This is a genomic window from Algoriphagus sp. CAU 1675 (assembly GCF_029222925.1).
In the GTDB taxonomy this organism is placed as follows: Bacteria; Bacteroidota; Bacteroidia; order Cytophagales; family Cyclobacteriaceae; genus Algoriphagus.
The window spans coordinates 396,338-422,004 of the sequence record NZ_JARHUI010000003.1 but is presented as its reverse complement, the minus strand read 5'-3'; the positions used below and the strand labels follow the sequence as shown (position 1 = coordinate 422,004).

At 40.1% G+C, this 25,667-nt stretch carries 23 protein-coding genes; 8 read left to right on the top strand and 15 right to left on the bottom strand.

Annotated features, from left to right (window positions below):
* Nucleotides 1-14: 14 nt before the first annotated feature.
* From P2G54_RS08975 to P2G54_RS08955, 5 genes are all read right to left on the bottom strand, one after another.
* Entirely contained in the window at nt 15-1,160 is a 1,146-nt protein-coding gene (locus P2G54_RS08975) for an aminotransferase class III-fold pyridoxal phosphate-dependent enzyme (RefSeq protein WP_275870294.1), read from the bottom strand.
* Between the two features lie 75 nt (nt 1,161-1,235).
* A complete protein-coding gene (gene argC / locus P2G54_RS08970) occupies nt 1,236-2,204 on the bottom strand; it encodes an N-acetyl-gamma-glutamyl-phosphate reductase (protein ID WP_275870292.1) in 969 nt (322 codons plus the stop codon).
* Entirely contained in the window at nt 2,197-3,390 is a 1,194-nt protein-coding gene (locus P2G54_RS08965) for an argininosuccinate synthase domain-containing protein (protein WP_275870290.1), read from the bottom strand. Before P2G54_RS08965 ends, argC begins: the two co-directional genes overlap by 8 nt.
* Nucleotides 3,391-3,426: 36 nt before the next feature.
* A complete protein-coding gene (locus tag P2G54_RS08960) occupies nt 3,427-4,110 on the bottom strand; it encodes a GNAT family N-acetyltransferase (protein ID WP_275870289.1) in 684 nt (227 codons plus the stop codon).
* A gap of 379 nt (nt 4,111-4,489) precedes the next feature.
* The gene (locus tag P2G54_RS08955) at nt 4,490-5,743 is read right to left on the bottom strand and encodes an aminotransferase class V-fold PLP-dependent enzyme (protein WP_275870287.1); all 1,254 of its coding nucleotides are present in this window, start codon (nt 5,741-5,743) and stop codon (nt 4,490-4,492) included.
* A 223-nt stretch (nt 5,744-5,966) separates the two neighbouring features.
* Here P2G54_RS08955 and P2G54_RS08950 point away from each other — a divergent pair, with 223 nt between their 5' ends.
* Nucleotides 5,967-6,680, top strand: coding sequence for a DsbA family oxidoreductase (locus tag P2G54_RS08950; RefSeq protein ID WP_275870285.1), 714 nt, complete (start codon nt 5,967-5,969; stop codon nt 6,678-6,680).
* Nucleotides 6,681-6,749: 69 nt separating this feature from the next.
* Here the strand turns inward: P2G54_RS08950 and P2G54_RS08945 are convergent, their stop codons facing one another.
* Together P2G54_RS08945 and P2G54_RS08940 are read right to left on the bottom strand one after the other, a co-directional pair.
* The gene (locus tag P2G54_RS08945) at nt 6,750-7,664 is read right to left on the bottom strand and encodes an SMP-30/gluconolactonase/LRE family protein (RefSeq protein WP_275870284.1); all 915 of its coding nucleotides are present in this window, start codon (nt 7,662-7,664) and stop codon (nt 6,750-6,752) included.
* A 3-nt stretch (nt 7,665-7,667) separates the two neighbouring features.
* Complete coding sequence (locus P2G54_RS08940) at nt 7,668-8,573, bottom strand: hypothetical protein (RefSeq protein WP_275870282.1); 906 nt, start codon at nt 8,571-8,573, stop codon at nt 7,668-7,670.
* A 261-nt stretch (nt 8,574-8,834) separates the two neighbouring features.
* On the opposite strand from P2G54_RS08940, the gene P2G54_RS08935 reads away from it, so the two are divergent.
* Together P2G54_RS08935 and P2G54_RS08930 are read left to right on the top strand one after the other, a co-directional pair.
* The gene (locus tag P2G54_RS08935) at nt 8,835-9,140 is read left to right on the top strand and encodes a DUF2752 domain-containing protein (RefSeq protein WP_275870281.1); all 306 of its coding nucleotides are present in this window, start codon (nt 8,835-8,837) and stop codon (nt 9,138-9,140) included.
* The gene (locus P2G54_RS08930; RefSeq protein ID WP_275870279.1) at nt 9,133-9,507 is read left to right on the top strand and encodes a TM2 domain-containing protein; all 375 of its coding nucleotides are present in this window, start codon (nt 9,133-9,135) and stop codon (nt 9,505-9,507) included. Before P2G54_RS08935 ends, P2G54_RS08930 begins: the two co-directional genes overlap by 8 nt.
* Nucleotides 9,508-9,561: 54 nt before the next feature.
* Here the strand turns inward: P2G54_RS08930 and P2G54_RS08925 are convergent, their stop codons facing one another.
* Complete coding sequence (locus tag P2G54_RS08925) at nt 9,562-10,266, bottom strand: hypothetical protein (RefSeq protein WP_275870277.1); 705 nt, start codon at nt 10,264-10,266, stop codon at nt 9,562-9,564.
* 48 nt (nt 10,267-10,314) lie between these two features.
* On the opposite strand from P2G54_RS08925, the gene P2G54_RS08920 reads away from it, so the two are divergent.
* Nucleotides 10,315-10,836 carry a HEAT repeat domain-containing protein gene (locus P2G54_RS08920; protein WP_275870275.1) on the top strand — a complete coding sequence of 174 codons (522 nt, stop codon included), beginning with the start codon at nt 10,315-10,317 and terminating at the stop codon, nt 10,834-10,836.
* A gap of 38 nt (nt 10,837-10,874) precedes the next feature.
* The gene (locus P2G54_RS08915; RefSeq protein WP_275870274.1) at nt 10,875-11,501 is read left to right on the top strand and encodes a hypothetical protein; all 627 of its coding nucleotides are present in this window, start codon (nt 10,875-10,877) and stop codon (nt 11,499-11,501) included.
* Here P2G54_RS08915 and hrpB read toward each other — a convergent pair.
* From hrpB to P2G54_RS08895, 4 genes are all read right to left on the bottom strand, one after another.
* Nucleotides 11,498-13,987, bottom strand: a complete 2,490-nt coding sequence (hrpB, locus tag P2G54_RS08910; protein WP_275870272.1) for an ATP-dependent helicase HrpB — start codon at nt 13,985-13,987, stop codon at nt 11,498-11,500. The two genes, P2G54_RS08915 and hrpB, sit on opposite strands and share 4 nt — an antisense overlap.
* A 67-nt stretch (nt 13,988-14,054) precedes the next feature.
* The gene (locus P2G54_RS08905) at nt 14,055-14,561 is read right to left on the bottom strand and encodes a DUF2911 domain-containing protein (protein ID WP_275870270.1); all 507 of its coding nucleotides are present in this window, start codon (nt 14,559-14,561) and stop codon (nt 14,055-14,057) included.
* 78 nt (nt 14,562-14,639) lie between these two features.
* A complete protein-coding gene (locus P2G54_RS08900; protein ID WP_275870269.1) occupies nt 14,640-15,788 on the bottom strand; it encodes a Gfo/Idh/MocA family oxidoreductase in 1,149 nt (382 codons plus the stop codon).
* A 119-nt stretch (nt 15,789-15,907) separates the two neighbouring features.
* Nucleotides 15,908-17,047 (bottom strand): MBL fold metallo-hydrolase, encoded by a 1,140-nt coding sequence (locus tag P2G54_RS08895; RefSeq protein ID WP_275870267.1) that lies wholly within the window; start codon nt 17,045-17,047, stop codon nt 15,908-15,910.
* 160 nt (nt 17,048-17,207) lie between these two features.
* On the opposite strand from P2G54_RS08895, the gene P2G54_RS08890 reads away from it, so the two are divergent.
* Together P2G54_RS08890 and P2G54_RS08885 are read left to right on the top strand one after the other, a co-directional pair.
* A complete protein-coding gene (locus tag P2G54_RS08890; protein ID WP_275870266.1) occupies nt 17,208-17,666 on the top strand; it encodes a (2Fe-2S)-binding protein in 459 nt (152 codons plus the stop codon).
* A gap of 3 nt (nt 17,667-17,669) precedes the next feature.
* Nucleotides 17,670-19,835: a molybdopterin cofactor-binding domain-containing protein gene (locus P2G54_RS08885; protein ID WP_275870264.1), complete on the top strand. Its 2,166-nt coding sequence runs from the start codon at nt 17,670-17,672 to the stop codon at nt 19,833-19,835.
* 57 nt (nt 19,836-19,892) lie between these two features.
* Here the strand turns inward: P2G54_RS08885 and P2G54_RS08880 are convergent, their stop codons facing one another.
* A complete protein-coding gene (locus P2G54_RS08880; RefSeq protein WP_275870262.1) occupies nt 19,893-21,935 on the bottom strand; it encodes a glutamine--tRNA ligase/YqeY domain fusion protein in 2,043 nt (680 codons plus the stop codon).
* 850 nt (nt 21,936-22,785) lie between these two features.
* On the opposite strand from P2G54_RS08880, the gene P2G54_RS08875 reads away from it, so the two are divergent.
* Nucleotides 22,786-23,934 (top strand): cysteine desulfurase family protein, encoded by a 1,149-nt coding sequence (locus P2G54_RS08875; RefSeq protein WP_275870261.1) that lies wholly within the window; start codon nt 22,786-22,788, stop codon nt 23,932-23,934.
* A gap of 9 nt (nt 23,935-23,943) precedes the next feature.
* Here the strand turns inward: P2G54_RS08875 and P2G54_RS08870 are convergent, their stop codons facing one another.
* Together P2G54_RS08870 and P2G54_RS08865 are read right to left on the bottom strand one after the other, a co-directional pair.
* Complete coding sequence (locus tag P2G54_RS08870; protein ID WP_275870259.1) at nt 23,944-24,537, bottom strand: nucleotidyltransferase family protein; 594 nt, start codon at nt 24,535-24,537, stop codon at nt 23,944-23,946.
* Complete coding sequence (locus tag P2G54_RS08865; protein ID WP_275870258.1) at nt 24,524-25,645, bottom strand: XdhC/CoxI family protein; 1,122 nt, start codon at nt 25,643-25,645, stop codon at nt 24,524-24,526. The genes P2G54_RS08870 and P2G54_RS08865 overlap by 14 nt, the downstream gene beginning before the upstream one ends.
* Nucleotides 25,646-25,667: the final 22 nt, after the last annotated feature.

Here is a 25,667-nt window from a genome sequence, read left to right as displayed (position 1 = left end):
AGGGGTTCATAAGCTTAAGCAGTAGGGGATTTACTCAGAATTTCTTTAAGACTGCTTATAAACGAATTTAACTGATTCCATTCGATATTTAAAGGAGGAAGCAAACGAATCGTTTGTTTGCCAGCGGAAGAACCAGTGAAAATATGGTATTTGTTTACCAACTCGGAACGAACTGGCCCTGCATCTCTATCCAAATCTACACCAATCATCAAGCCTTTTCCTCTGACTTCAACCACCCCCTGGATTTTCTTTAGTTCCTCCATGAGTTTCTCTCCAAGTGCTAGGGCATTTTCCTGTAGTTTCTCATCTTCCAAAACTTCCAAAACTGCCAAGCCAGCAGCGCAAGCCAGATGATTTCCTCCAAAGGTGGTCCCTAGCACACCGTAGCTAGATTCAAAGTCAGGAGAAATAAGCAAGCCGGCGATTGGGAAGCCATTCCCCATTCCTTTGGCCATGGAGATCAGATCAGGCTTTAATCTTTCAACCCACTGGTGAGCGAAAAATCTTCCTGTACGTCCATATCCTGCCTGAACTTCGTCGAGGATAAGCTTGGCACCGTATTTTTTTGTTAAGGCTGACAAGCTTCTTAAAAAAACCTCAGAGGGTACTTGGATACCACCAACACCCTGAATCCCCTCGATTATTACACCTGCAATTTTGCCTTTCTTGAGTAATTCTTCGGTTGCTCCCAAATCCTCCCATGGTAGGATATAGAAGTCTTCCCGCTTATTACAGGGAGCGACGATTTTGGGATTGTCGGTAAGTGCGACTGCTGCGGAAGTTCTTCCATGAAATGATCCAGAAAAAGCAATAAAACCAGATTTTCCTGTTGAGAAGGAAGCGAGTTTGATCGCATTTTCATTGGCTTCAGCTCCTGAATTGCAGAGAAATAGCTGGTAATCTTCCAGTTCGGAAAGCTTTCCAAGCTTATTGGCCAATTCCTTCTGGATTGGAATTTGGATAGAATTGGAGTAGAAAGCGATCTGATCCAACTGATCTTTGATCCGCTTGACATAATGGGGATGAGTATGTCCTATGGAAATCACTGCATGCCCTCCATACAAATCCAAATATTCTTTCCCCTGATCATCCCATAGTTTTGCGCCTTGGCCCTTTTCAATGGTTACGGGTATAAGGGGATATACGTCAAATAATTTCATTTTATAGCTGTGTTATAAATTGGAGAGCAGATTTGGGTAAAAAATTTCTTCCTTCTCCACCCTTAATCACCAATTTTAAAATGCAATACTTTTTAAATTCAGCCCTGTCTTTTCATCCAAACCAAATGCTAGGTTGAAATTCTGTACGGCTTGTCCAGAAGCTCCTTTCAAAAGGTTATCAATTGCAGAATAGATCACCAATTGACCGGCTTCTTTTTGAACATGAAGAATACACTTATTGGTATTTACCGCTTGTTTTAAATCAATGTCCCTATCAGAAACGTGTGTAAATGCCGCATCTTTATAAAACTCCTTATAAGCATTTACTGCTTCTTCCTCAGTTCCTTCAAATGGGAAATAGGCTGTCACCCAAATTCCCCTGGAAAAATTGCCTCTGTAGGGTACAAATAACAATTCAGAATCAAATTCCTCATTCAGTTGCCTGAAGGTTTGTTTGATTTCTTTCAAATGCTGATGGGTAAAAAGCTTGTAAACAGACATGTTGCCAGTTCTATAGCTGAAATGTGAGGTTTCCGAAAGCTTTTTTCCGGCTCCTGTACTTCCGGTAATTCCAGAGATTTGGACCGGTGAATTAACCCAACCTTTGGAAATTGCAGGTGCTAAAGCAAGTTGGATTCCCGTTGCAAAACAGCCCGGGTTGGCGATTTTTTTTGCAGATTTGATTTTTTCCGAATTGACTTCAGGTAAACCATATACAAATCCATTGGATTCGTCCCGAAAATCGGTGGACAGATCAATTAGGACCGTTTCCTCTGAAAATGGATTTGCCTCCAAAAATCCTTTGGTCTCTCCATGAGGTAAGCCTAGAAATACTGCATCCAAACCTGTAGTTGGGACTTCATCGGTGAATACCAAGTTACAATCCCCAATTAAGTCTGGATGTACATCCGTTACTTTTTTTCCTTTCTGGCTATTGCTGTGTACACAGACAAGGTCACAGGAAGGATGGTTTACTAAAATTCTTAGGAGCTCTCCTCCCGTATAGCCTGCGGCTCCAATTATAGCTGTTTTGATCTTATTCATTTCCACTGTTTACCTTATGGAAAATGGCAGTTTGGTTGCCCAGAATTCGAGTGAATCCTTTCACATCTTCCCCTGTGTATCCCTTGTTCATTTCTCCATAGCTTCCAAACTTGGATGACATGAGATCATGATCGGAGCTGATTCCGAGTAAGGTAAACCGATAAGGTTGAAGAAGAACCCGAACATTTCCGGTAACAAATTCCTGAGTGCTGCTCATAAAAGATTCCAGGTTTCTCATTACTGGGTCCAAATAATGACCTTCGTGCAGGTGGTTGCCATAAAACTCTGCCAACTGATTTTTCCAGAATAATTGCCATTTTGTTAGGGTATGCTTTTCCAACAGTTGATGGCCTTTGATGATAATCAGTGGGGCAGCTGCCTCAAAACCAACTCTTCCTTTAATACCAATAATTGTATCACCAACATGGATATCTCTTCCTATTCCATAAGGTGCAGCCATGGACTGAACCTTCAAAATTGCATCCACAGGATTATCAAAAGCTTCTCCATTTACTCCTTTTAATTCTCCTTGAACAAAAGTCAATTGGATTTCCTTAGCTTCAGATTCAGTGACTTGAGTTGGCCAAGCTTCTTCAGGTAGGTACTCTGAAGAGGTAAGCGTTTCTTTTCCACCAACAGAAGTTCCCCAGATTCCTTTGTTGATGGAATAGGCTGCCTTCTCGAAGTTCATGACAACCCCATGCTTTTTCAAGTAATCGATTTCTTCCTGACGTGAAAGCTTAAGGTCACGGATAGGAGTGATGATTTCAATATCCGGAACAATAGTCTGGAATATCATATCAAAGCGAACCTGGTCGTTTCCAGCACCTGTAGAACCATGGGCCACAGCTTTTGCGCCTATGGATTTTGCATATTCCGCGAGTGATTTAGCCTGGAGGATACGCTCTGCGGACACAGATAGGGGATAGGTTTGGTTTTTCAATACATTTCCAAAAACCAGGTACTTGATCACCTCTTGGTAATAAGTGTCCATTACTTCCAAAATCTTAAAGGAGGCAACTCCCAAAGTTTTGGCCCTATTTTCAATTGCTTCTAATTCTTCTTTGGAGAATCCTCCTGTATTTACAATTACTGCGTGAACTTCGTATCCAAGATCTTTGGAAAGGTGCAAAGCACAAAAAGTGGTATCTAAGCCTCCACTATAGGCTAAAACAACTTTTTTCATCGTTTATATTTTGTTTACCCCAGCAGGGGAATGAGTTTAAAGGAAAATGCTCTTTGCCGAATCTTTAGATTTAGAAAGTTTCAGCATCACATATTTTTTAAGTCTGACCCAACGGTCAAATAGTTTGATTTCTTTCTTGAAGTCTTCCCTTAATGCGATCTCCTCAATGTGATTCTTTTTTGCATTTGGGTCAAACAACATGGCAGTGCAAAGACAGTTCTGACGGTTTTTACTCATCAGAATTTCATAATTCACACAGCTTTGGCATCCCTTCCAAAATTCATTGTCATCAGTCAGATCTGCATAAGAAACAGGGATATAGCCAAGTTCTGAGTTGATTTTCATAACAGCTGCTCCAGTTGTCAATCCAAAAATTTTGGAATCTGGATATTTCTTACGACTGAGTTTGAAAATTTCGCGCTTGATTTTTCTGGCTAAACCATACTTTCTGAATTCAGGGGAAACGATCAGTCCTGAATTTGCTACATACTTACCGTGGCCCCAAGCCTCAATATAACAGAAACCAGCCCATTTTCCATCGGAAGTCAAGGCAATTACTGCCTTTCCTTCATCCATTTTGGACTGGATGTATTCTGGGCTTCTTTTTGCGATACCGGTACCCCTTGCTTTGGCAGAATTTGCCATTTCATCGGTAATGGTTTCCGCATATTCTTTGTGGGATGAATCGGCAACAAGGATTTGGAAAGAAATATTTTCCATGCTGATGGAATGAATTTTAATCCGATTTTACTCGGGTGAATTTTATTAATCTGTATAGGAAATTGGCCGGGGTAGTTTTCCACGAAGGAAAACAAAAATAACTTATAGGGTTCAAACCCTAAAAAAGAACCTATACCTCCTCAAAGGAGTAAAAAGTGACATAGCAGAATCCATCACGCATACTGGCGCGTTTTGGACATTTCGGTTTGCTATGTGAAAATTCATATTCATTACTTAGAGGCAGTAAAGTTGGAATATGTGAAAAGGAATTGCAAGAAAATTTTCTAAAATTTTAAATAATCCCACAATTCCTTAAGTATGTTTCAATTAACATTCCTAATCCTTTGGACTTAGTGAATGGAATTGAGCAGAAATTCAATTAAGCATTCCCTGACATCTTTTTTAGAGCATATACAAATTGATCCAACTCAGATTCGGTGGTGTATACATTAGGAGAAATTCTACATCCTTTCACTCCCGCTCCATTAATGGCTACGGTGTATATTTTATACTCTTCCATCAATCGATTAGCCATTTCAGCAGGAGATTCCTTTATCAAACCCACATTGGCAATGGCACAGGAACGCTTGCTGTCTAAAGGCGTATTTACTACTACACCTGGTAAATCTCGGACCTGATCTGACCAATAGCGCTGTATGTATCTCAGCCGTTCTTCTTTCCTTTTCCCGCCAATTTTATTGTGAAACTCTATAGCATTGATAACAGCCAAATCTGTTGCTACTGGGTGAGTACCTGTGTGATTCAAGTTTAAGATTCCTTCCTGGTCCAGTTCATAGGGAGCCAAAATAGGGTCAATTTGGGCTGATTTTCCTTTTTTGACATACAATAATCCTGCCCCTAAAGGTACACTGAGCCATTTATGAAGGCTTGATCCATAATAATCGCAGTTTAACTCATTCATGGAAAATTCGAAATGTCCGACAGCATGGGCTCCATCTACCATGACTTCCACACCGTGTTTATGAGACATGTCACAGATTTTACGGATCGGAAGGATATGCCCGGTGATATTGACGATATGAGGCACCATCATCAACTTTGTCTTTGGAGTGATGGCTTTTTCGTAAGCTTCTACCACTTCTTCGTCATCTTTTGGATGCATTGGAATATCAATCCTTTTCAAAGCGAGGCCATGCCTTCTTTTTGCAAGTTCAAACATATTGAGCATGCTTCCATAGTCCTGATTGGACATGATGGCTTCATCTCCGTTTTTCCAAGGAAAACCTGAAATAATGAGATCTAAGGATTCTGTAGTGTTTCGGGTAATCACCACTTCATCAGGAGATGCTCCTACCAATTCAGCCAACATGGCCGCACTTTTGGCTTTGTTTTCCCATTGTACATTACGCATGTAATAGGATCCTTGATAGTTCACTTCCCGAATATGTTCAATATACTTTTCTAGGGTTTCCTGAGGAAGGAAGCAATAGTAACCGTTTTCCAAATTGATATAATCTGGCTTAAGCTTGTAAGATGCACGGATTTGCTCCCAGATAGTATCTGAATTGAAGTCAAGATCATCCAATGAAGGAATGTTGGCTTTTGCTTTGAAAACTGAGCCTGAACTTAAGCCCAGAACTGCCAACGATTTGAGAAAGGAACGCTTATTCATAGGGTGTTTTTTTAGAGAATGTAAGTAAGGATCCAAACCAAAAGCAGGAAAATTGCGAGCCAAGTAATCCAAGGGGATCTTTTTGGAAATTCATATTTGCAAATCGGGCAAATTTTCTCCTTTGCATCGATTTCCATGGCACAGGAAGGGCATTCTTTGGTTTTCAAATTCAATTGAACTCTTTTGGATTAAATAAGATTTATACTGAATTAAATGAAATTCAATGAAAATAGAAATTTGGTCTGATATAGTTTGCCCTTTTTGTTTTATAGGTAAACGAAAATTGGAAAAATCCCTACAAAAGTTTGGCAACAGGGACGCTGTAGAAATAGAATGGAAAAGTTTTCTTCTGAACCCGGATTTACAAACTGATCCTTCGGCGACTTCTTTGGAGCATTTATCAAAAACCAAAGGCTGGTCCCTGGAACAAACCCTTCAAATCACTACTCAGGTTGAAGAAATGGCTAAACTGGAGGGTTTAGAGTATAATCTGCAAAATGCAAGGGTTGCCAATTCAAAAAATGCACATCGTCTTCTGCAGTTTGCAAAGGTTCATGGAAAAGGGGATGCCATGAAGGAGAGGTTGTTAAAAGCCCACCTTTCAGAATCTAGGAATATCGATTATTTTGAAACTTTGATTTCGCTTGGGAAAGAAGTGGGTTTGGATGAAGAAAATATTAAATCAATACTTTACTCAAAGGAGTTTGAAAATGCTGTTGATCAAGATATGTACGAAGCCCATTTGATTGGAGTTAGAGGGGTTCCTTTCTTTGTTTTTGACAGAAAATTCGCGATTTCTGGCGCTCAGGCGGATGAAGTTTTTGATCGGACTTTAGAACAAGCCTGGAATGAATTCTCTTTGTCTAAGGAGGGGAGTTTGAAGGTTACCGAAGGAGAAGAAGGTGAAAGCTGCACAGACGATGGAAATTGCGGCTAAGCCAATCGGAAATTTTTAAAAACTTTAATCCCGCAGCCTGATTGATATTTGGGCTGCGGGATTTTTTATTTACCAAACACCTCTAGTTTTCATCTGAAGAGTATAAACGGCATCCATCGCTGTGATAAATAAAGTTTTTCTGTCCAAGGCTCCAAATACAACATTGGCAGTCCATTTTGCTGGAACAGGAATATGAGCGATTTGCTCACCCTTTCGGTCAAATACAGTTACCCCATTTCCGGTAAGGTATATATTGCCTCTGTCATCTATCGTCATTCCATCAGAACCCATATCGCAAAACAGGGTTTTATTGGTCAAATAGCCATCTTCCCTTATTTCATATCTATAGGTCTTGTTGTCGCCAATATCTGCTACATACAAATATTTGCCATCCGGTGAACCAACGATTCCGTTGGGTTTAACCAAATCTTCTGCTACCCTGAATAGCTCTGATCTATCAGCCGAGAGAAAATATACATGTTGACCGTCCTGCTGCATATCCTTGTCTCGGATTCCTTCCCAGTAAGGGCGAGGATATAATGGGTCTGTAAAGTATAATCCACCTTTTGGACGAACCCAAACATCATTTGGTCCATTTAATTTTTTTCCTCTGAAAGAGTTGACCAATACTTCTTTTTCTCCTGTGGTCTGAATAGACCATAGCTCGTTTTGCTCATCAGCACAGGAGATAAGAGTTCCGTCAAGCATGAAATACATACCATTTGACCTTCCAGCATCTTCCATAAACACTGTCACTTCATTGGAAATCGCATTCCATTTGTGAATTCTGTTATTAGGTTGGTCTGTGAAGAAAACGTCTCCAAATCTATTGATTGCCGGGCCCTCTGTAAATGAAAAGCCGTCCTGAACTTTGGTCAATTCAGCATCTTTGGCCACTATTCCTTTTTTGTCTTCAATCTGAGCAAATAAGGAATTCCCAACCAGAAGTCCTGAAATTAGAAAATAGGTGATTTTTGAGTACATAGGTTATTGTTGGTTTTTTCTTTCTATTGCAAACACGAGAATTTGAAGCTCAGGGCTATAGGCTAGCCTACTAATATTTTGATGGGTATCTGATTCTATAGTACCAATTTCTTTCCAGATTCCTTCACTGACTTTCCTCTTATAAATTGTATTACCCCTAGCCATCAATAGGGTATTTTTGTCAATCCAGATAAAATCCTGAGAACCTTCTAATCCATTACCCAATTCTCCAAAAACTTTACTTTCAATGTCAAAATATTTTAAGGTCAGAGCTTTTCCATTGTTAGTTTCAACAGGATCTTTTAACGACAAATAAGTGATCTGAGAGGTTTTGGGCCGGGTTTTTACAGATCTGGCTATATTCTCATCAATTTGGATCAAATCGTTTCTGCCTTCGGCGTAGACCAATTTATTGGGTTCACCCAGTACAAACATTGCTGCCTTATTTTTGTACCAATCATAATATCCCACCGGTTCTATATCATCGTACAAAAGTTCAGGCTTTTCAAAATTGGTAGGGTACAACCAAATTCGTTGTGATTTATCTTCTTCCATTACCACAGCACCGATGTATTGTCCACAATCCGTGATTTGTGGGGAAAATTCACTTACAGAAGCCGTTTTACTGAGGTTGGTAAACTTCCCCGTTTCAAAATTGTAAACTATGATATCATGGTTTCCATTTTCATCGGCTGCGGAAAAAACCATTTGATATTCATTGATAAAGGAGGGCTGATTGTCGTATTCAGGTCTATCGGTAATAGGTTTTGCTGTTTTTGGCGCTATTTTAAGATTATTCGATTTCCCCTCTGTCTTTACCTGCCAAAGGTCAAAACTAGTAGTCTGTGCAGTAAGATGGGTTACAAAAAACCATGAAAGGCTGAGAGTAAAGAGGAAGGATTTAATCATAAAATTTTTACTACTGGCCATCCAAAATACAAATTCAAAATAAGAAAGCTGTGAATAAACTGAAGCTTTACTAAAATTCCAATTTGGTTTAGATCATATGGAGTGCCTCAGTCTATTCTCGAATGTATTCTATTTCAATTAACCGTTCATAATCGGACATTATTATGTACGTAAATCAAGCATTCATCAATGCCAAAACCACATTTATTCTTGAATTTGGGGCTTTTTTGTGGATGGCACCTTTTTCGTACTTTCAGAAGCATGAAAGAGATTATCAATCGGGTTTCACAATTTCCATTGGAACTGATGTTCTGGATGGCCAGTATGATTGCCATTCTGACTTTGAATCCATCGGCTGATGCGCATTTTAGCCTTTGTCCATTGAGTCAGCTTGGAATAGAATGGTGTCCTGGTTGTGGTTTGGGCCGGTCCATGAACCTTCTTGCAAGAGGGGAGTTTCAGGAGTCTTGGTCCATGCATCCCTTGGCCATGTTGGCTTATTTGGTAATCCTTTCTAGAATTTGGAATTTGATTAAAAACCTAAAAACAACACACAATTATGGCTAATGTATTGAGACACCTTCCGGAATTGGAAGGAATGGAACTGGGTTACATCCAGGGTCTAATGAAAAACATGGATGATGATCAGGCGTCGTTATTTGCTCAGGTTTATCGGGCAAGAAGAAAAGACTCCCAAATGATTTTGATCTTAACATTGATTGGATTCTTTGGTTTTGCTGGCTTGCACCGTTTTATTCTAGGCCAAGTCGGGTTGGGGATTTTGTATATCCTGACTGTAGGTCTTTGTTTCATCGGTACCATTGTCGATTTGGTGAATTACAAAAGCCTTGCTTATGAATATAATGTGAAAATGGCTCATGAAACCCTAGCGATGATTTCAAATCATTACCCGGGTTCTGAAGAAGGAAAATGATCACTAAACCAACTTAACACACCAACCTGAAGCCCCGAAAAATCGGGGCTTTTTTTACCAATTGTCGTCTGGGGTTTCATTTTCTGATTCAGAAAACTCCTCGTATAACTTTTGGCCTCTCTCTGAAACCAACAATTGAAATTGGTGAATTGAGCTATTTAGCTGCTTGAGTTCTTGAAAACTTGCCTGATCAATATGATAGGGGAGTTGGATCAGATTATCATTTTTAGAGGAAAAAGGAGGAGCAGTTTCGGAAGCAAAAAAGTATGGCCAGAGGGTTTTTCCGCAAGAAATACCCCAATAATCAATTGGGTGGTTTCGCCCATAAAATGAAAGCCGCTCATTGATATCCTCAAAAAAGCGAGCTGATTCTTCCAGACGAATTCTGGAGCCTGCTCTTGATTTTCCTTTTGTTTTTAAATGCTTGATTTGGCTTTTTCCCTGCTTTTTCCTGACCATGTAGGCTCGAAAGACTTTATGATCCATCAGTTCCCCATTGTGTATATAGCCAGTACAGGCTTGGCCGGCTCGTATCAATACTAATCCTATGTGGGAATCTTCCATTTGTTTAAATCCATGCTCAAAGCTCCAAGTCTGATTCCAGGGAATAAATAAACGATACATCCACTGTTGTTCAGTGCTGAATTCCAGTTGCTTAATTTCCTTTTTGTATTCCACCGCCAGGCCAATGTTCAGGCATTGGTTTACCAAATCATTTGCCTGAATTATACTGACTGTTTGTGCACCGGGGATTTTCATATCTGCTTGCAATCTATTCAGCTATATTTGCAAATAAACCGAAAAATTATGGAGCAGGAAATCCAATTTCTATTTGACAAAATGTGCGATCCTCAAGAAGGGGAGGCGTATGTCTATGCAGACAAACTTGGTAAGATTGCAACTGAGGAAGTGAAAGACCGCTTGATTCAGCTAGTCAATGGAGATGATTGGGAAATTGCTTATTTGGCTTGCCGGGCACTTTCCAAAACGCCTTATAACGAGGAAGCACTGGATGCCATATTTGAGTCGATCTTTGACCGTAAAAACAGAAACCAGCAAGGTGCTTTTGTTCAGATTTTGGAGGAGTTTGATTTGAGTCAGCGATTTGTAGATATTTTTAGGGTTTATTTATTCGGGAATTTTAAGGCTTCCACTTTGGCAAAGGATTATTTGGACCAGTTAGAATTTGATATCACTCCCCGAACCATTCGAAAAGCCGAAAAACATTGGAACCATTACCTTCACAATCCAGAGGATGAAGGCAGCCTGCAAATCAAAAAGTCTGAAGTGGAGCCTATGCTGGTGGAATTGAAGGAATTATTTCTTTGATAAAACAACAAATCCGGGTTTCATCAGTTAAAATATATGTGAGGAAACTGGATGTCATAGGGCTTCATTTTGGGTTTTTTAAGGACTTTGGATTTGAGTTCAATGACACTCATTTGATGTTTTTCAAAAACTTTCCGCAGGGAAAACAGGTGATTTTCGTGCAACTTTCTGAAACCCCGGAGGGAAGTTTTTTGGAATACAATCTTGGTGTCAGAATAAATAAAGTTGAAAAGCTAATTCATCAGTTTCTGCCAAGTTTGGGAGATTATTCCGAACGCTCCATGACTTTGATCCAACCTGCTTATAAATTGGACAAGACTTTGCCAAAGCATTTTTCAATTGAAAATGATTCGGAGTTGTCTCAGGCATTGATAGTTGCAGAAAAGTTCTTTATCAGCAAGGGTTTTCCTTGGTTGGATCAAATGATTGACCCGGTGGTTCTGGAACATGCATTTTACAACAGGAAAGACAAGTCATTTAAGAGTCAGAACTTTGTCTACAATGCCTTTAGGGCCACTGCTTTGAGCAAGCTGTATAACCCTCTTGATTATCCGGAAATCCGTCAGAATTTTTTGGAGCAAATCCAGTCCAGAGAAGAAACTCCTTTTACCATTGCATCATTTCTTCAGTTTTTGAATTATCTGGACAGGGAATTACCCGGTTAATTTCTTCGTTTAACTCCCCGTACGGCTTCAGCCTGAGTTGGGTCATCCGGCCATTCGTGTTTGGGATAGCGCCTTTTTAATTCTTTTTTCACCTCGAAATATCCATTTTGCCAAAAACTCTTTAAATCCTGAGTCAGTTGAACTGGCTTGTATCCGGGAGATAGTAGTTCTATCAGAAGTGGTGTTTTGCCGTTGTTGATTTTCGGAGTTTCCAATAAGCCAAATAGTTCCTGTAGCCGAACTGATAAGAGGGGAGGCTGTCCATCTTCTTTGTACTGTATTTTTATTAGACTTCCTGACGGAACTTCAATTCGATTGGGAACCAGTGCGTTGATGGCCTCTTGTTGCTCAAAATCCAAACTATACTGAAGAATCTGAACGAGGTTCAATTTCTTCAAGTCCTCATTTTTTGATTGGTTTTCCAGATAAGGTTCAAGCCAACTCTCCGGATTTTCACATAAGCTTGAAACGCTCCAATCAGGCCAATTCTGATCAGGGTTCCAATTCTTAAGAGACTGGATTTGGTAGATGAGCTGCATCACCTCTTCATTGAAATCCAGCAGAAACTCTCCCTCATCTTTGATAGCTTCTAAAATTGCCCCTTTTACCTGTTTTTTATCAAAATTTTGTAAGGGTCTTTTTCCCAAAACAATGGCTCCGATTCGTACTTCGGAATGAGCGATTAGCCCTCCCTTTTTTCTGTCCCACTCCAATACCTCTTTTATTTTCAGCATGGGTGCTAAATCTTTTGGGTTCAGTGGGGCTGCCAACCAGATTTTACCCATTCCATCCCTTGCATCTAAATGGGCAACAGCTAACCAGGATTCATGGGCCAAATCATCTCTATGGCCGATTTGAGCAATTTTTCCATTCGCCAATTGAAATTGGGCATTGTTTCCGGGACGGGCTGATGCTATCCGTTCTGGGTATGCAAAAGCAAGGAGTAAGCCTGTTTGCCAAGGGTCAATTGCTTCATTTTCGGCTTGGATCTTAAAAAGCTTCCGATAGGAGGAAGCTACCTTTTCAATTTTTTTGATTCGTGCAATACTGACTCCATGGCTTCTGAATCTTCTTAAAGCTTCGATTCTTAAGTTGATATCCACCCCTGAGTTTGATCTCAAAGGATCTCTTTCCTCCAAAATTGCAGCAATATCAGTCCCAAGTCCTAACTGGTTTGCCTTTTTAGCATAGATGAGCATATGGGCAATTCTAGGATGACAGGGGAGTTGGAGGATTTCTTTTCCATGTGGAGTCAACTGACCTTCAGAAACTGCCTCAATTTCTTCCAGGGTTTTTTCGGCAAGGGCCAGGTTCCCAGCTGAAGGAGGTGTTAGCCAGGTCATGGTCCGAATGTCCTGTTTGCCCCAAGCTTTCATATCCAAAACCATCCCAGTCAGATCTGCTTCCAGCAATTCCGGGGTCCTAAAATCAGCCAATAGGTTTTGGGTTCCTTTTCCCCATAATCTATAGGAATTTCCTGCACTTAATCTTCCCGCTCTTCCGCTTCTTTGGTCAGCAGAATCCTTGCTGATTCTGTGTAAAACCAATTTTGACAAACCTGATCTTGGATCAAAACGGCTGGATTTGGCAAAACCTGAATCCACCACCACTCTTACCCCTTCAATGGTCAGGGAAGTCTCTGCTATATCCGTGGAAAGGACAATCTTTCTTTTCCCACTTGGGTGGGGAAGTATAGCCTTTTGCTGTTCTGAATAACTTAACTGCCCATAAAGAGGAACAATGCTATCTTCTGGTAAAGCTCTGGATAAAATTCCTGCTGCCTTTTTGATTTCTCCTTGCCCTGGTAAAAAAACAAGGAAGTCTCCTTCAAGTTGTTGGGCTAGAGGGATGATTTGTCTTGCAGTATCCTCGCCGATCTCATATTCGTCCACTTCTTTGAGATAATGGATATCTACTGGATATTGCCTTCCCTGACTCTGGATTACTTTGGTGTTTAGCAGGGATGCAAGCTGTTGGGAATCGATAGTAGCTGACATCAGCAATATTCTCAAATCAGGACGAAGGATTTGCTGGGATTCCCGACACAATGCCAAGGCTACCTCTGAATGCAGGTTTCTCTCATGAAACTCATCAAAAATGACAAGACCCACATCCTCCAGGGCATTGTCTGAATGCAACATTCTAGTAAGGATTCCTTCAGTTATTACCTCTAATTGGGTGTTTTCAGAAATAGCTGATTCGAACCTGATCCTGTATCCCACCAAATCCCCCAATTTAGAATTGCTCATGGATGCCATTCTTTGGGCGATGGATTTTGTGGCAAGCCTTCGAGGTTCCAATAGTATTATTTTCTTACCCTTTAGCCAAGGTTCCTCGAGTAAGGCCAATGGCAAAAGAGTACTTTTACCTGCTCCGGGAGGTGCTTGGACAATGAGAGAATTATTGGTAGCAAGGTGGTTTTTGACCTCGGAGATGATTTCGGCTACTGGAAGGTCAAAGGAGAATGGATCGAAACTCTTATGCATTATCCTGCAAAATTAAAAAAGCCACAAGGATTTTCCCTGTGGCTTTGTAGTCTGTTTTCAAAAAAGCTTAAACTCCGAGTTTAGCGGAAGCTTTTCCGTATTCCCACCGGATTTCGAAGCTATTTGGTTTTACTTCGTAAACAAGCCTTTCTTCAAGAGTAGAAGTTTGCTGAGAAGGTACACTAACTCTCAAGGCATCTTCTTTCATGTCATAATTAAATGCTCCCCATTGTTTGGAGACCTTATTGAAGATGAAGGTAGATTCGTACTCGCCAGGAATAACAAAGAAACTATAGGTTCCAGCAGGCAATTTTTGGCCTTCTACCATAATATCCTTAGTAGTAGTGAAGGTAGTAGCCTCATTGGCACCCGCTCTCCAAACTTGTCCCAAAGGAACCAAATCTCCCCAAATTACCCGGCCTTTTACAGCAGGGGAAGAATAGTTAATGGTAATTTTCGCATCTCCTACAGAACCTTCGGCTGTTTTTGCTGGACTAGCTTTTTCTTGAGCATTTGCTGCAAAAATTGTCAGTACCATCATCAGTACAGAAAAGAGACTTTTCCTCAAATTCATAGCTTTAAAATTTAAAGTTTTGGTTATAGGTTAATTAAAATACTAAATCAAGATACTGACAAAAAGCTAGAAAGGTTTTTAAATTTTAACCCAAGCTTGCTTCTTATTGGATTCAATAATGCGTTCACCGATGATCAATTCTCTCAAACCATCCGCAAAAGTCGGGAAGCTTGGAGTTTCAGGCTGCTTACCTTCTCGTACTGCGGCATAAACCTCTTTGAACATCTGCTTGGAAGTGTCAGGGAATCCTTCGTTGTGACCCCCTGGGAAACTAACCAATGCGGAAGCTTGTGGATGCAGAAGGGAAGGGTCTTTCATCAGGCTTTCGTTTGCCTTTTCCCGCTTACCTATCCATAGTTCATTTGGTCTTTCTGAATTGAATTCAAAGTTTGACTTGGAGCCTGCAATTTCAATATTCAATCGGTTCTTTCTTCCTGCATTAACCTGGGAAACTGTAATAGAACCCTTGTTTCCGTTGTCAAAACGAAGCATTACAGTTGCATGATCCTCGGTGTTGATTGGAACCTCCGCATAGTCATCCATAGTCAGCATTTTGCCGGAATAGGTTTCTATTGGCTTCAGTGGCTTCAATCGGGTTTTATGGACTGTTGAAAAATCAGCCATTACTTCTGTGATTTTCAATCCTGTCACATATTCAGTGATATCCAGTAAGTGAGAACCGATATCGGCTATGGCACGGGAATCACCGGATTTATCTGGTTCCAATCTCCAGTTGTAGTCGGTTTGCAAGAAAAGCCAATCCTGAAGGTAGGAACCCATTACAGAATAAACTTCTCCAAGCTCACCTTTTTCTCTCATGGTTTTCATTTGACGAACCATAGGATAGTAACGCAAATTGAAATGAACTGCATTCACCAATCCTTTTTCTGCAGCTAATGAAACAAGCTCTTCAGCCTCATCTATTCTTACTGCCAAGGGCTTTTCGCAGATGACATGCTTTCCGGCAAGCAACACTGCTTTTGCCTGGGAAAAATGTAGAAAATTAGGGGTACAGATATGAACTACATCAATATCAGACTGCTTAAGCATCTCATCAAAAGTATAGGCATTGGGAATACCAAGGACTTTTGCTTTTTCATCAGCCAATTCTTGGCTCACTTCCACAAGAGAGGTGACTTCTACGTTAGGGATTCTTCTGAGGGCTTCTAAGTGAGCTGGACCGATAAATCCAGTACCTACGATAGCTGCTTTGATGGTTTGAGACATAGGTTTATTTTGGTTTAAATAAAGTTTATGAAGGATTGAAATTAGAAAAAATGCTTAGAATTTACCTAAGTCAGTTTCTTCAATTTTTAAGAAGTCCTGGCAATCAGGGAATATTAAGCTTAGGGCTTGATCCACCATTGCTCTGTAATAGACATTTCCTCTTTGATTTCTATGTATTCTCCAATTTTCGGGATGAACACTGGAATTTGCAGCTGCTCTGCTTTTACCAATACCCGCTCGACTGGATCAGTCCAAGAATGCATGGCTAAAGAAAATGCTCCCCAATGAATGGGCATGATGATTTTGGCACCTAAATCCACCCCGGCTTGGGCGGTCTCCTCGGGCATCATGTGGATCTCCTTCCAATTTTCATTGTATTGTCCGCATTCAAGCATAGCAAAGTTGAATGGTCCGTATTTCTTTCCGATTTCATTAAAATGTGGTCCATATCCGCTATCTCCACTGAAATATATGTTTTCTTGACTTCCCTTGATTACCCAAGATCCCCAAAGGGTAGAAAAGCGATTGGTCATTCCTCTTCCCGAAAAATGTCTGGAAGGAGTAAAAGCGAGTAATAAATTTTCATAGGAAATTTCTTGCCACCAGTCTAATTCTTGGATTTTTTCTTCCGCTACTCCCCAATGGCTTAAATGGGAACCTACACCTAGCGGTACAAAAAACTTTTTTGTTTTTCCCTTCAGTTTTTGAACTGATTCATAATCCAAATGATCGTAGTGGTCATGGGAGAAAATCACTAAGTCGATTTCTGGTAATTTTTCCACTTCAATGGGTAATTCCTTGGAAAAGCGCTTTTTCCCCAAAAGGGGATGTGGTGCCGGAACTTCTCCAAACATCGGGTCCAATAAAATATTTTTCCCGTCCATCTGTAAGAGAAAAGCCGAATGGCCAAACCAAACCAATCGTGCAGGCTCCTGAGCTTTTACCAATTCAAGTGAATCAACTTTGACGACTGGAATTTCAAAATCAGGCCTAGTACTGGGGTTGTTTTTGAAGAATTTGGGAAAAAGTTTGATTGCTTTCCAAAAATCCATGTCCATGCTTGTGGGTATCAGATTTTGGAATTTTCCATCTTCAAAATGCCCTGTTTTTTCAAATTGGGCTTTTTCTTCGGCACTTGGCTCTTTGCCGAATTGAGGGCTGAAATTGACAAACATAATACCTGCTACAAGAAAGAGAGAAATAAGGGAAACAACAGTCCAAATTGTAATTCGGAAAAGTTTGACGAAGAGTTTATACATAATCTTTTTGAAATCCTCCTAAAGGAACACAATAGGTCGATTAACAAGATATTTTGAAAAAAGATTTTTACCATTTGTATTTTTTTCTAGTCGAAATAAAAAATCACCTTTTTAAAAGCCTTGATTTTCTTTAATTTATAGTCGAAACATTATTAAACTCATGGCAAACTATAACCTAAAGATCAACGGAAAAACACATCAGGTTGATGTAGAAGATGATACCCCTCTATTGTGGGTGTTAAGAGACCACCTTGGTTTGGTGGGCACTAAGTACTCCTGTGGAATCGCCCAATGTGGTGCATGTACCGTTCATATCAACGGGAATGCGACTTTTTCCTGTGTCACCCCAGTTTCCAGTGTTGGAAATGCTGAAGTAACAACTATTGAAGGACTTTCTGAGAATGGGGACCATCCTGTACAGAAAGCCTGGGAGGAAGTGGACGTTGCTCAATGTGGCTATTGTCAAGCCGGTCAGATCATGCAGGCCGCCTCATTTTTAGAAAACAACCCCAATCCAAGTATGGAGGAAATTGACAATGCTATGAACAGAAACATTTGTCGATGTGGAACTTATCATAAAATCCGGGAAGCAGTTGCTTTAGCCGCTAAAACCAAATAAACCATGGCAACATTACAAAAAGCAAGTAGAAGAGATTTTCTAAAAATTGCAGGAACCACAGCTGGTGGTTTGGTGATCGGATTTAACTGGTTTAGCTGTGATTCTCCAAAAGTGGAAGTGATCAGTACTGAAGAAATTTTAAGTTCAGCAAAAAACTTCAACAGCTACCTTTCTATTGCCCCTTCTGGTGATGTGGTGATTTACTCCCCAAATCCTGAATTGGGTCAAAATATCAAAACCTCTTTCCCAATGGTTGTGGCTGAGGAATTGGATGCAGATTGGAGTAAGGTACGTGTGGTACAAGCCAATTTGGATACGGAGAAGTATGATCGTCAGTTGACAGGTGGATCAGGAGCAATGCCCCATAGCTGGGAAAGATTAAGAAAAGCAGGAGCAACAGCAAAATATCTTTTGGTCGCCGCTGCTGCAAAGACCTGGAATGTACCTTCTGAAGAAATTAATGTGGATAATGGAATCATTTCTCATAAACCCAGTGGGAAAAGTGGCCATTTTGGAGAGTTTGTCTTGGAAGCTTCCAGTATGGAAGCTCCGGAAGAAGTAAATCTCAAGGATAAAAAAGATTTTAAAATCATTGGAACTCCGGTCAAAAACGTGGATTCCAAGGAAATGTATACAGGTAAACCTCTGTATGGCCTAGATTTTTATAGAGAAGGGATGCTTCACGCCATGATTCAAAGAGCTCCTTTTGGAATGAAAATAAAGGCATTAGATGATGCTGGTGCAAGAGCGGTTTCGGGAGTTACTGACGTCGTGACATTTGGTACAAGTGTTGCCGTTGTCGGAACTTCAACTTGGCCTTTGATGAAGGCAAAAAAGTTGTTGAAAATTGAGTATGAACCAGATGGAACAACTATAGAGAGTTCTGCTGACCATGATCGTATTTTCTCCGAGCTAATGGCAAATGGTAAATCCGAAGTCAGAAGAAAAGACGGAAACGTGGATTCTGCCTTTAAAAATGCAGCAAAAGTTGTAACGGCAGAATACCAATGTCCATTTTTGGCGCATTCTCCGATGGAACCGGAAAACTTCTTTGCCCATGTACAGGGAGACAAAGTGGAACTGATTGGTCCAACACAAACACCGGATAGAGCAAGACAGGAAACCGCCAGACTTCTGGGGATTCCTCCAGAAAATGTCACAGTTGAAATTACCCGATTGGGTGGTGGTTTTGGACGCAGATTACGAGCAGATTATGTAGTTGAAGCAGTAGAAGTTTCCAAAGCTGTGAATGCACCGGTGAAAGTGACCTGGAGCCGTGAAGATGAACTAACAGGTGGAGCTTATCGTCCAGCTGTAAGGTACAGGTTCGAAGCTGCCCTCGATGAATCCGGAAATATGGTTGGATATAAGTTGAGGGGAGTGGGAATGAATGCTGGAAATACCACCCGTGAGAATAATTTTCCTGCAGCCGCAGTAGATAATTTGCTGATTGAAAGTGTGAATTATGAATCCAGCATCACAACAAATGCCTGGAGAGCACCTATTACGAATTTCTTGGCCTATGCTGAACAGTCCTTCCTGGATGAAGTAGCGTTGGAAGCAGGAAAAGATCCGGTACAGTTCCGTTTGGAATTATTGCAGAGAGCCAAAAACAATCCTGTTGGTCAGCCTGGCTATGATGTGGATCGTATGATTGGAGTAGTTAAAATGGCAGCAGAGAAATCCAATTGGGGAAAAAATCCTAATATCAAGCAAGGCTTTAGTGTTTACTTTTCCCATAGATCTTATGTTGCCCAGGTAGCAGATATAGTAACAGAGGGCGGTACTCCAACTTTGAAAAAAATCACAGCAGTGACAGATTGTGGTTTAGTCGTGAATCCTACGGGAGCTAATCACCAGGTAAGAGGTGGTATTGTAGACGGAATGGGCCATGCTATGTATGGAAACCTGACTTTCGAAAATGGACTTCCCAAACAAAAGAACTTTGACACTTACCGGTTGATTAGATTGAAGGAAGTTCCTGAAATTGATGTTCACTATGTAGATAGCGGCTTTGACCCAACAGGACTTGGTGAGCCCGCCTTGCCACCAACTGGAGGAGCTATTGCAAATGCAATCTTCAGTGCTACGGGAAGAAGACTTCGGTCTCAGCCATTTATTGAGCAAAAGGAATTCTCGGACATCAAACTTGACATCCGAAGATCCTAATGAGTATTAATGAAAAAGCCACTGAGAAATCAGTGGCTTTTTCATTGTATTGAAGAATTAAAGAGAATTTACTTTTTCTGCCTCTTCTTTTAAAATCTCATTTTCGTCCGCTAAACCGGCTTGAATAAACTGTTCAATAGCTTCATTTCGTATTTGACCATTTTTCAACAGTACCCCCAAAACCAGCATTACAGCGATTCGTGTCCCCACCTTTTTAGCTGCAGTGTTGAATAGGGGTTCCAATTCCTCATAGCTTACTTCTTCTGCAAACTGGATAATTGAATCTTTTGCAGCCTCCAGTTTTTCTCCGGAGAAATTGGTTAGTTTCTTGCCAATCTGCTGAATCTCATTCAAAGCTTTTCTTTTATCCTGAGTTTTCGGAGCTAAAGTTGTAGGGCTTTGTGTTTGAGGAGCAGGGGTTTGGGATTGTTTGGCCCAAGTATCTTTTAGCCCAACAGTTTTATTGAAAACCAATTTGCCTTCCTGGGAATCCTTGTCTAGGGTGAAGTATCCCAAACGCTGAAACTGATATTTGTCATCCAAAGTGGCATTGGCCAAATAAGGCTCCAAATAGGCCTCTTTTATTACCTTCAAGGATTCGGGATTTACAAATTCAAGGAAGTTTTTATCCTCATGGGAATCCGGAGCTTCTTCTAAAAACAAACGGTCGTATTCTCTGATTTCAGCTTTGATCGCATGATCAATTGATACCCAGTGAAGTGTTCCTTTTACTTTTCTGGTGCTGGCTTCAGTTCCACTGCCTGAGCGTGAATCAGGATCATAGGTACAATGTATTTCCAGAATGTTTCCATTTTCATCTTTGATGACAGATTCTCCCTTAATGATATAGGCACTTTTCAGACGTACTTCATTTCCCAGAGATAACCTGAAGAATTTCTTTCCAGCATCTTCCTTAAAGTCTTCACGCTCAATGTAGAGATTTCGGGAAAAAGGAACTTCATGGGTTCCGGAATTGGCTTCTTCTGGATTGTTTTCAAGTTGAAGCATTTCAACTTTTCCTTCAGGATAATTGGTGATCACTAGCTTAACAGGATCCAAAACACCCATCACTCGGGTTGCCCTTTTGTTCAGATCTTCTCGTATACAATATTCCAAAAGCGATACATCGGTTACATTATCCCGCTTGGAAATCCCCGACACTTCACTGAATTTCCTGATGGAATCAGGTGTATAGCCTCTTCTTCTTAAACCTGATATAGTTGGCATTCTCGGATCATCCCATCCTGCTACAATCTTTTTCTGAACCAGTTCAAGTAATTTACGCTTACTCATCACTGTATAGCTCAGATTTCTTCTAGCAAATTCACGCTGCTTGGGTCTTAGGAGACTAGGGTCATAAATTTGATCCAAATACCAGTCATAGAGTTCCCGATGGGCCTTAAACTCCAAGGTGCAAAGAGAGTGGGAGACTTGTTCTATGTAATCAGATTCACCATGCGCCCAATCATACATTGGATAAATGCACCAATCCGAACCTGTTCTATGGTGAGGAGCATTGACAATTCTATAAAGAATAGGATCACGCATGTGCATATTTGGAGAAGCCATGTCAATTTTCGCACGGAGCAAATAGGAGCCAGCCGGAAATTCACCATTCTTCATTTTTTCAAAGAGCTCCAAATTTTCGGCAATTGAGCGTTCTCTGTAAGGACTTGGCTGTCCAGGGCTAGTCGGTGTACCTTTTTGAGCAGCTATTTCTTCAGATGTCTGCTGATCTACATAGGCTTTTCCTTCTTTGATCAACTGTACAGCCCAATCGTATAATTGCTGAAAATAATCAGAGGAAAAGCACTCATTGGCCCATTTAAAACCAAGCCAGGCAATGTCTCTCTTGATCGCATCTACGTATTCCTGTTCTTCTTTGGCAGGATTAGTATCATCAAATCGGAGATTTACAGGTGCATTGTATTTTTCTCCCAAACCAAAATTCAAACAAATTGAGGCGGCATGTCCTATGTGCAGGTAACCATTTGGCTCAGGTGGAAATCTAAATCGAAGTTTCTCTTTTGGAAAACCATTCGCGAGGTCTTCCTCGATAATATGTTCAATGAAATTGAGTGCTGCTGATGATTCTTTCATTTTATGAAAAATTGATAAGCAAAATTAATTCGATTGATAGGAATTACAACTCTATCAGGCTTTGCTTTTTTGAAGAACTAACTGTCAAAAATTCCAAGTTTATCAACTGATGTACCTATTTTAACTTTGGCTTTGATTTAAAAAAGCATATTAAATAGGGTGCTGATCTAGAAAACAAGTTCTAACCTTGGATAAGTTAATTAGGAACAAAAAATATCTAATCGAAAATTATTTCAATTTTCGACTTAGAAAAAATATAGCACACAAATTCAATCCTTAGTCTTAAAATTTTGCCCCACTATCTTTTTACTGGGTTTTTTAACTAAGGGAAAATGTAAACCTTAAAATTGAATGGACTTTAATTAACGGATCCTTTCAATTAAAAAAATAACTTTCCAATAAAATAAATGCCCGGAAAGAAAAGCATGTAAGCGACACATTTACAAGGAAAAAGGATCTTTTGTACCCAAGCTGGGTACTCTGCCTTGGTTAATTTGGAGACAATTTTCATAGTGATTTGGTTTTGGGTTTACTGGATATTTTCAGTTTTAAACTCATCAGGTTCAACAAACATGCAGTTTACTATAGCTATTTGTAAGACCTGTTTTAATCTTAAAAAAGGAATTTGAGTAGACCAATTAAATTGTTTGGAAGATACCCTAATCCCATATTACTCCAATATTTCAGATTAATATAGGAATATTTATAATAAAATACTATCCGTGTAATTTTTTTTAGAAAAATAGGGTAAAATTTTAAGGGAGGAACTTCCATTTATACCCAATCATTAAATTAAATTTTCATTTACAGGGGTTTGGAGTTAGATGAAAAAAACAAGAAACTTGAATTCATGAATTATCCCGTTTATTTAGATTACAATGCCACCACTCCTTGTGCCACCGAGGTTGTGGATGCAATGCTTCCTTTTTTTGACCTTCATTTTGGAAATGCTGCAAGTAAAAGTCATCCTTATGGATGGATGGCTGAAAATGCAGTAGAAGAGGCTCGTGAAAAAATTGCGCAACTCATTCAGGCTAAATCAAAGGAGATCATCTTTACTTCTGGTGCAACCGAGTCGATTAATTTGGCTATTAAAGGGATTTTTGAGGCTTATGGAAGAAGTGAAAAGCAACATTACATTACTTGTCAAACAGAGCATAAAGCCGTATTGGATACTTTCGCTGAGCTTGAAAAATGTGGGGCAGAAGTAACTTATCTACCTGTAAATCGACAAGGTGAAATCAATTTGAAGGAATTGGAAAAGGCTATTTTACCTCATTCCAAGATGATTTGTTTGATGTGGGCCAACAATGAAACTGGTGTGATTCATCCCATTAAAACTATTTCAAAGATAGCAGAAGAAAGGAATCTGATATTTTTCACTGATGGGGTTCAGGCCGCCGGAAAAATACCCATCGATGTAAATGGTATCCATTTAATGGCGATTTCAGCACACAAACTTTATGGTCCAAAAGGTATTGGCGCTTTATACGTACGTCACAATCACCCTTTGCCAAAGCCACTGGCTCAAATACACGGTGGGGGGCACGAAAAGGGTATGCGTAGCGGTACTTTGAATGTTCCGGCAATTATTGGCTTTGGAAAAGCTGCTGAGATAAGAACTGAAAAGTTGGAGAAAGATGCCCAAAGGTTGCTGATCTTAAGGGATAAACTGGAAAAAGGACTTTTAGAAATTCCGGGCACCTTCCTCAATGGAAATCCTTCAATGCGTTTAAGCCATGTGTGTAATGTGGCATTTGCTGATGTTGAAGGAGTGGATTTACTCCAAAAAATAAACAGGAAAGTGGCCGTGAGTTCTGGTTCTGCCTGTACTTCCATATCACCCAAGCCTAGCCATGTACTAGAAGCAATGGGACTTCCAGCTGATTTGGGGAGAGCATCTGTACGCTTCAGTCTAGGTCAAAACACCCAAGAGTCAGATATTGATTTTACGTTGGAGTGGATAAAAAAAGTTTTGGAGGAGTTAAGAGGGGAGTAGAAGAATAGGCTACTTTAATTTTTCCAAGTCTTCTGCAGTGTCTACATCAATCTCTCCTAAAGAAAATTGAATTGGAGCAAGATCTTCCGGGTTTTGTGCAATTATTTTTCTTGCTCCTTCAGCGCCTTCCAATTCGAATAATTTCGGAAAATATTTTTTTTCAAAAAGTGCTGGTACTCCCAAGGTCCCAGAATAATAAGAAGCAATAATTCCTTTTTTTGATTCCTCTTTTTTCTCTATCAATTGGTCAATAAGACTGCTAGTGACATGGGGTTGATCACAAAGCATCAAAACCACCTGATCAAGTTCTCCTTTCGAAAGTAAAAAATTTAATCCTGTTTGGATACTAGAAGCCATCCCATTGCTCCAGTTATTATTTACAACATAGGGCACAGTTCCTGAATCAAATCCTGTTTTGATCAATTCGGGATTAAAGCCCAAAACAACTACCAAATGATCTGATTTGCTTCTCTGTGCTGCTTCTATTGCATTTTGGAGTAAACATTTTCCCTTGAATTGAATCAATTGTTTGGGCTGTCCCAATCTTGAAGAAGAGCCTGCGGCTAAAATTATAATTCCGGTTTTCAGCTTAGTCTTTTTCATGGATAGGACCGGTTTTGTCCTTAAGGAAAATTGGTTGCTTTTGATTCAATACGGCTTTGATCTCAGCCAATATTGACAGTGCAATCTCTTCGGAAGTTTCTGCTCCGATTTCCAGCCCAATTGGGGCGTAAATATTCTCTGTTGTTACCTGAATTCCTTTGGATTCCAACCTTTGTATAAGCTTCTCTGTTTTTCGCTTTGGACCCAAAATACCAATGTAGGGGATCATACAGGTTAGCAATTTTTCCAAAACAATAACTTCATACTCAAAATTGTGAGTCATCAATAGAGCAACAGTCTGAGGGTCTGTTTCAAATTTATTCACTACCTCCTCAGCCGGTCCTTGGATAATCTCTTCAGCTGTTGGAAACCTTGATTGAGTTGCCAAATTATTTCTACCATCAATCAATATCAGTTCAAAACCTAGAATTTCAGCCATTTTGGCTACAGGTAAGGTGTCGTTTCCGGCTCCAAAAAGCAGAACCCTTGTGCTAGGTTTAATAAGCTCAAAAAACACGGAAATTTCATCCAATTCAGGGTAGGTCCTGATTTCGTTTGAGTTTCCTTCAAACTTTTCCAGTTCAGAAAGAACGAAATCCCTCATTTCCGGTTGGATAATTTTCTTTTCCCAGTTTCCAAATTTCCTGCTATCCTTATTCAATAGAACTGTTCCAATTTGTTCAGATTTGGAATTTTTCATGGAAAAAAGGGTCACCAAAAGTGAAAGATTCCGATCGGAAGTGGCTCTTATGATTAATTCAATAGGGTTTTGCTGGTCTGAGAAATCAATAGGCTCAATCAATACATAAATGATCCCATTGCAACCTAAGCCAACCCCAAACTTCTGATCATCCTCATCTGTGGTATCGTAGGTTACCAGCATGGATTTTTGTTGGAAAATGACAGCTTGTGCCTTTCGAAGCGCATCGCCTTCCAAGCAACCTCCGCTTATCGCGCCTGTCAAATTCCCTTCTTCAGTTACCAACATGCGGGCTCCAGGTCTTCGATATGCAGAGCCGTCGACCTTCACCACGGTAGCGAGTGCTACTTTTATATTTTCGGATTTGCAGACTTCATAAGCCTGTATTATCTGTCGAAATTCCTTCATTTAAAATATTATAAATCAATAT

Excerpts from the sequence above, each read along its gene's own strand:
- P2G54_RS08885 (WP_275870264.1), top strand. The coding sequence starts at position 17,670 with ATGGCAACATTACAAAAAGCAAGTAGAAGAGATTTTCTAAAAATTGCA.
- P2G54_RS08955 (WP_275870287.1), bottom strand. The coding sequence starts at position 5,743 with ATGAATAAGCGTTCCTTTCTCAAATCGTTGGCAGTTCTGGGCTTAAGT.
- P2G54_RS08890 (WP_275870266.1), top strand. The coding sequence starts at position 17,208 with ATGGCAAACTATAACCTAAAGATCAACGGAAAAACACATCAGGTTGAT.
- P2G54_RS08925 (WP_275870277.1), bottom strand. The coding sequence starts at position 10,266 with ATGAAAATCCCCGGTGCACAAACAGTCAGTATAATTCAGGCAAATGAT.
- P2G54_RS08900 (WP_275870269.1), bottom strand. The coding sequence starts at position 15,788 with ATGTCTCAAACCATCAAAGCAGCTATCGTAGGTACTGGATTTATCGGT.
- P2G54_RS08975 (WP_275870294.1), bottom strand. The coding sequence starts at position 1,160 with ATGAAATTATTTGACGTATATCCCCTTATACCCGTAACCATTGAAAAG.
- P2G54_RS08870 (WP_275870259.1), bottom strand. The coding sequence starts at position 24,537 with ATGAAAAAGACTAAGCTGAAAACCGGAATTATAATTTTAGCCGCAGGC.
- P2G54_RS08965 (WP_275870290.1), bottom strand. The coding sequence starts at position 3,390 with ATGAAAAAAGTTGTTTTAGCCTATAGTGGAGGCTTAGATACCACTTTT.
- hrpB (WP_275870272.1), bottom strand. The coding sequence starts at position 13,987 with ATGCATAAGAGTTTCGATCCATTCTCCTTTGACCTTCCAGTAGCCGAA.
- P2G54_RS08895 (WP_275870267.1), bottom strand. The coding sequence starts at position 17,047 with ATGTATAAACTCTTCGTCAAACTTTTCCGAATTACAATTTGGACTGTT.
- P2G54_RS08865 (WP_275870258.1), bottom strand. The coding sequence starts at position 25,645 with ATGAAGGAATTTCGACAGATAATACAGGCTTATGAAGTCTGCAAATCC.
- P2G54_RS08935 (WP_275870281.1), top strand. The coding sequence starts at position 8,835 with ATGAAAGAGATTATCAATCGGGTTTCACAATTTCCATTGGAACTGATG.
- P2G54_RS08940 (WP_275870282.1), bottom strand. The coding sequence starts at position 8,573 with ATGATTAAATCCTTCCTCTTTACTCTCAGCCTTTCATGGTTTTTTGTA.
- P2G54_RS08875 (WP_275870261.1), top strand. The coding sequence starts at position 22,786 with ATGAATTATCCCGTTTATTTAGATTACAATGCCACCACTCCTTGTGCC.
- P2G54_RS08920 (WP_275870275.1), top strand. The coding sequence starts at position 10,315 with ATGGAGCAGGAAATCCAATTTCTATTTGACAAAATGTGCGATCCTCAA.
- P2G54_RS08905 (WP_275870270.1), bottom strand. The coding sequence starts at position 14,561 with ATGAATTTGAGGAAAAGTCTCTTTTCTGTACTGATGATGGTACTGACA.
- P2G54_RS08950 (WP_275870285.1), top strand. The coding sequence starts at position 5,967 with ATGAAAATAGAAATTTGGTCTGATATAGTTTGCCCTTTTTGTTTTATA.
- P2G54_RS08930 (WP_275870279.1), top strand. The coding sequence starts at position 9,133 with ATGGCTAATGTATTGAGACACCTTCCGGAATTGGAAGGAATGGAACTG.
- P2G54_RS08945 (WP_275870284.1), bottom strand. The coding sequence starts at position 7,664 with ATGTACTCAAAAATCACCTATTTTCTAATTTCAGGACTTCTGGTTGGG.
- P2G54_RS08880 (WP_275870262.1), bottom strand. The coding sequence starts at position 21,935 with ATGAAAGAATCATCAGCAGCACTCAATTTCATTGAACATATTATCGAG.
- P2G54_RS08960 (WP_275870289.1), bottom strand. The coding sequence starts at position 4,110 with ATGGAAAATATTTCTTTCCAAATCCTTGTTGCCGATTCATCCCACAAA.
- argC (WP_275870292.1), bottom strand. The coding sequence starts at position 2,204 with ATGAATAAGATCAAAACAGCTATAATTGGAGCCGCAGGCTATACGGGA.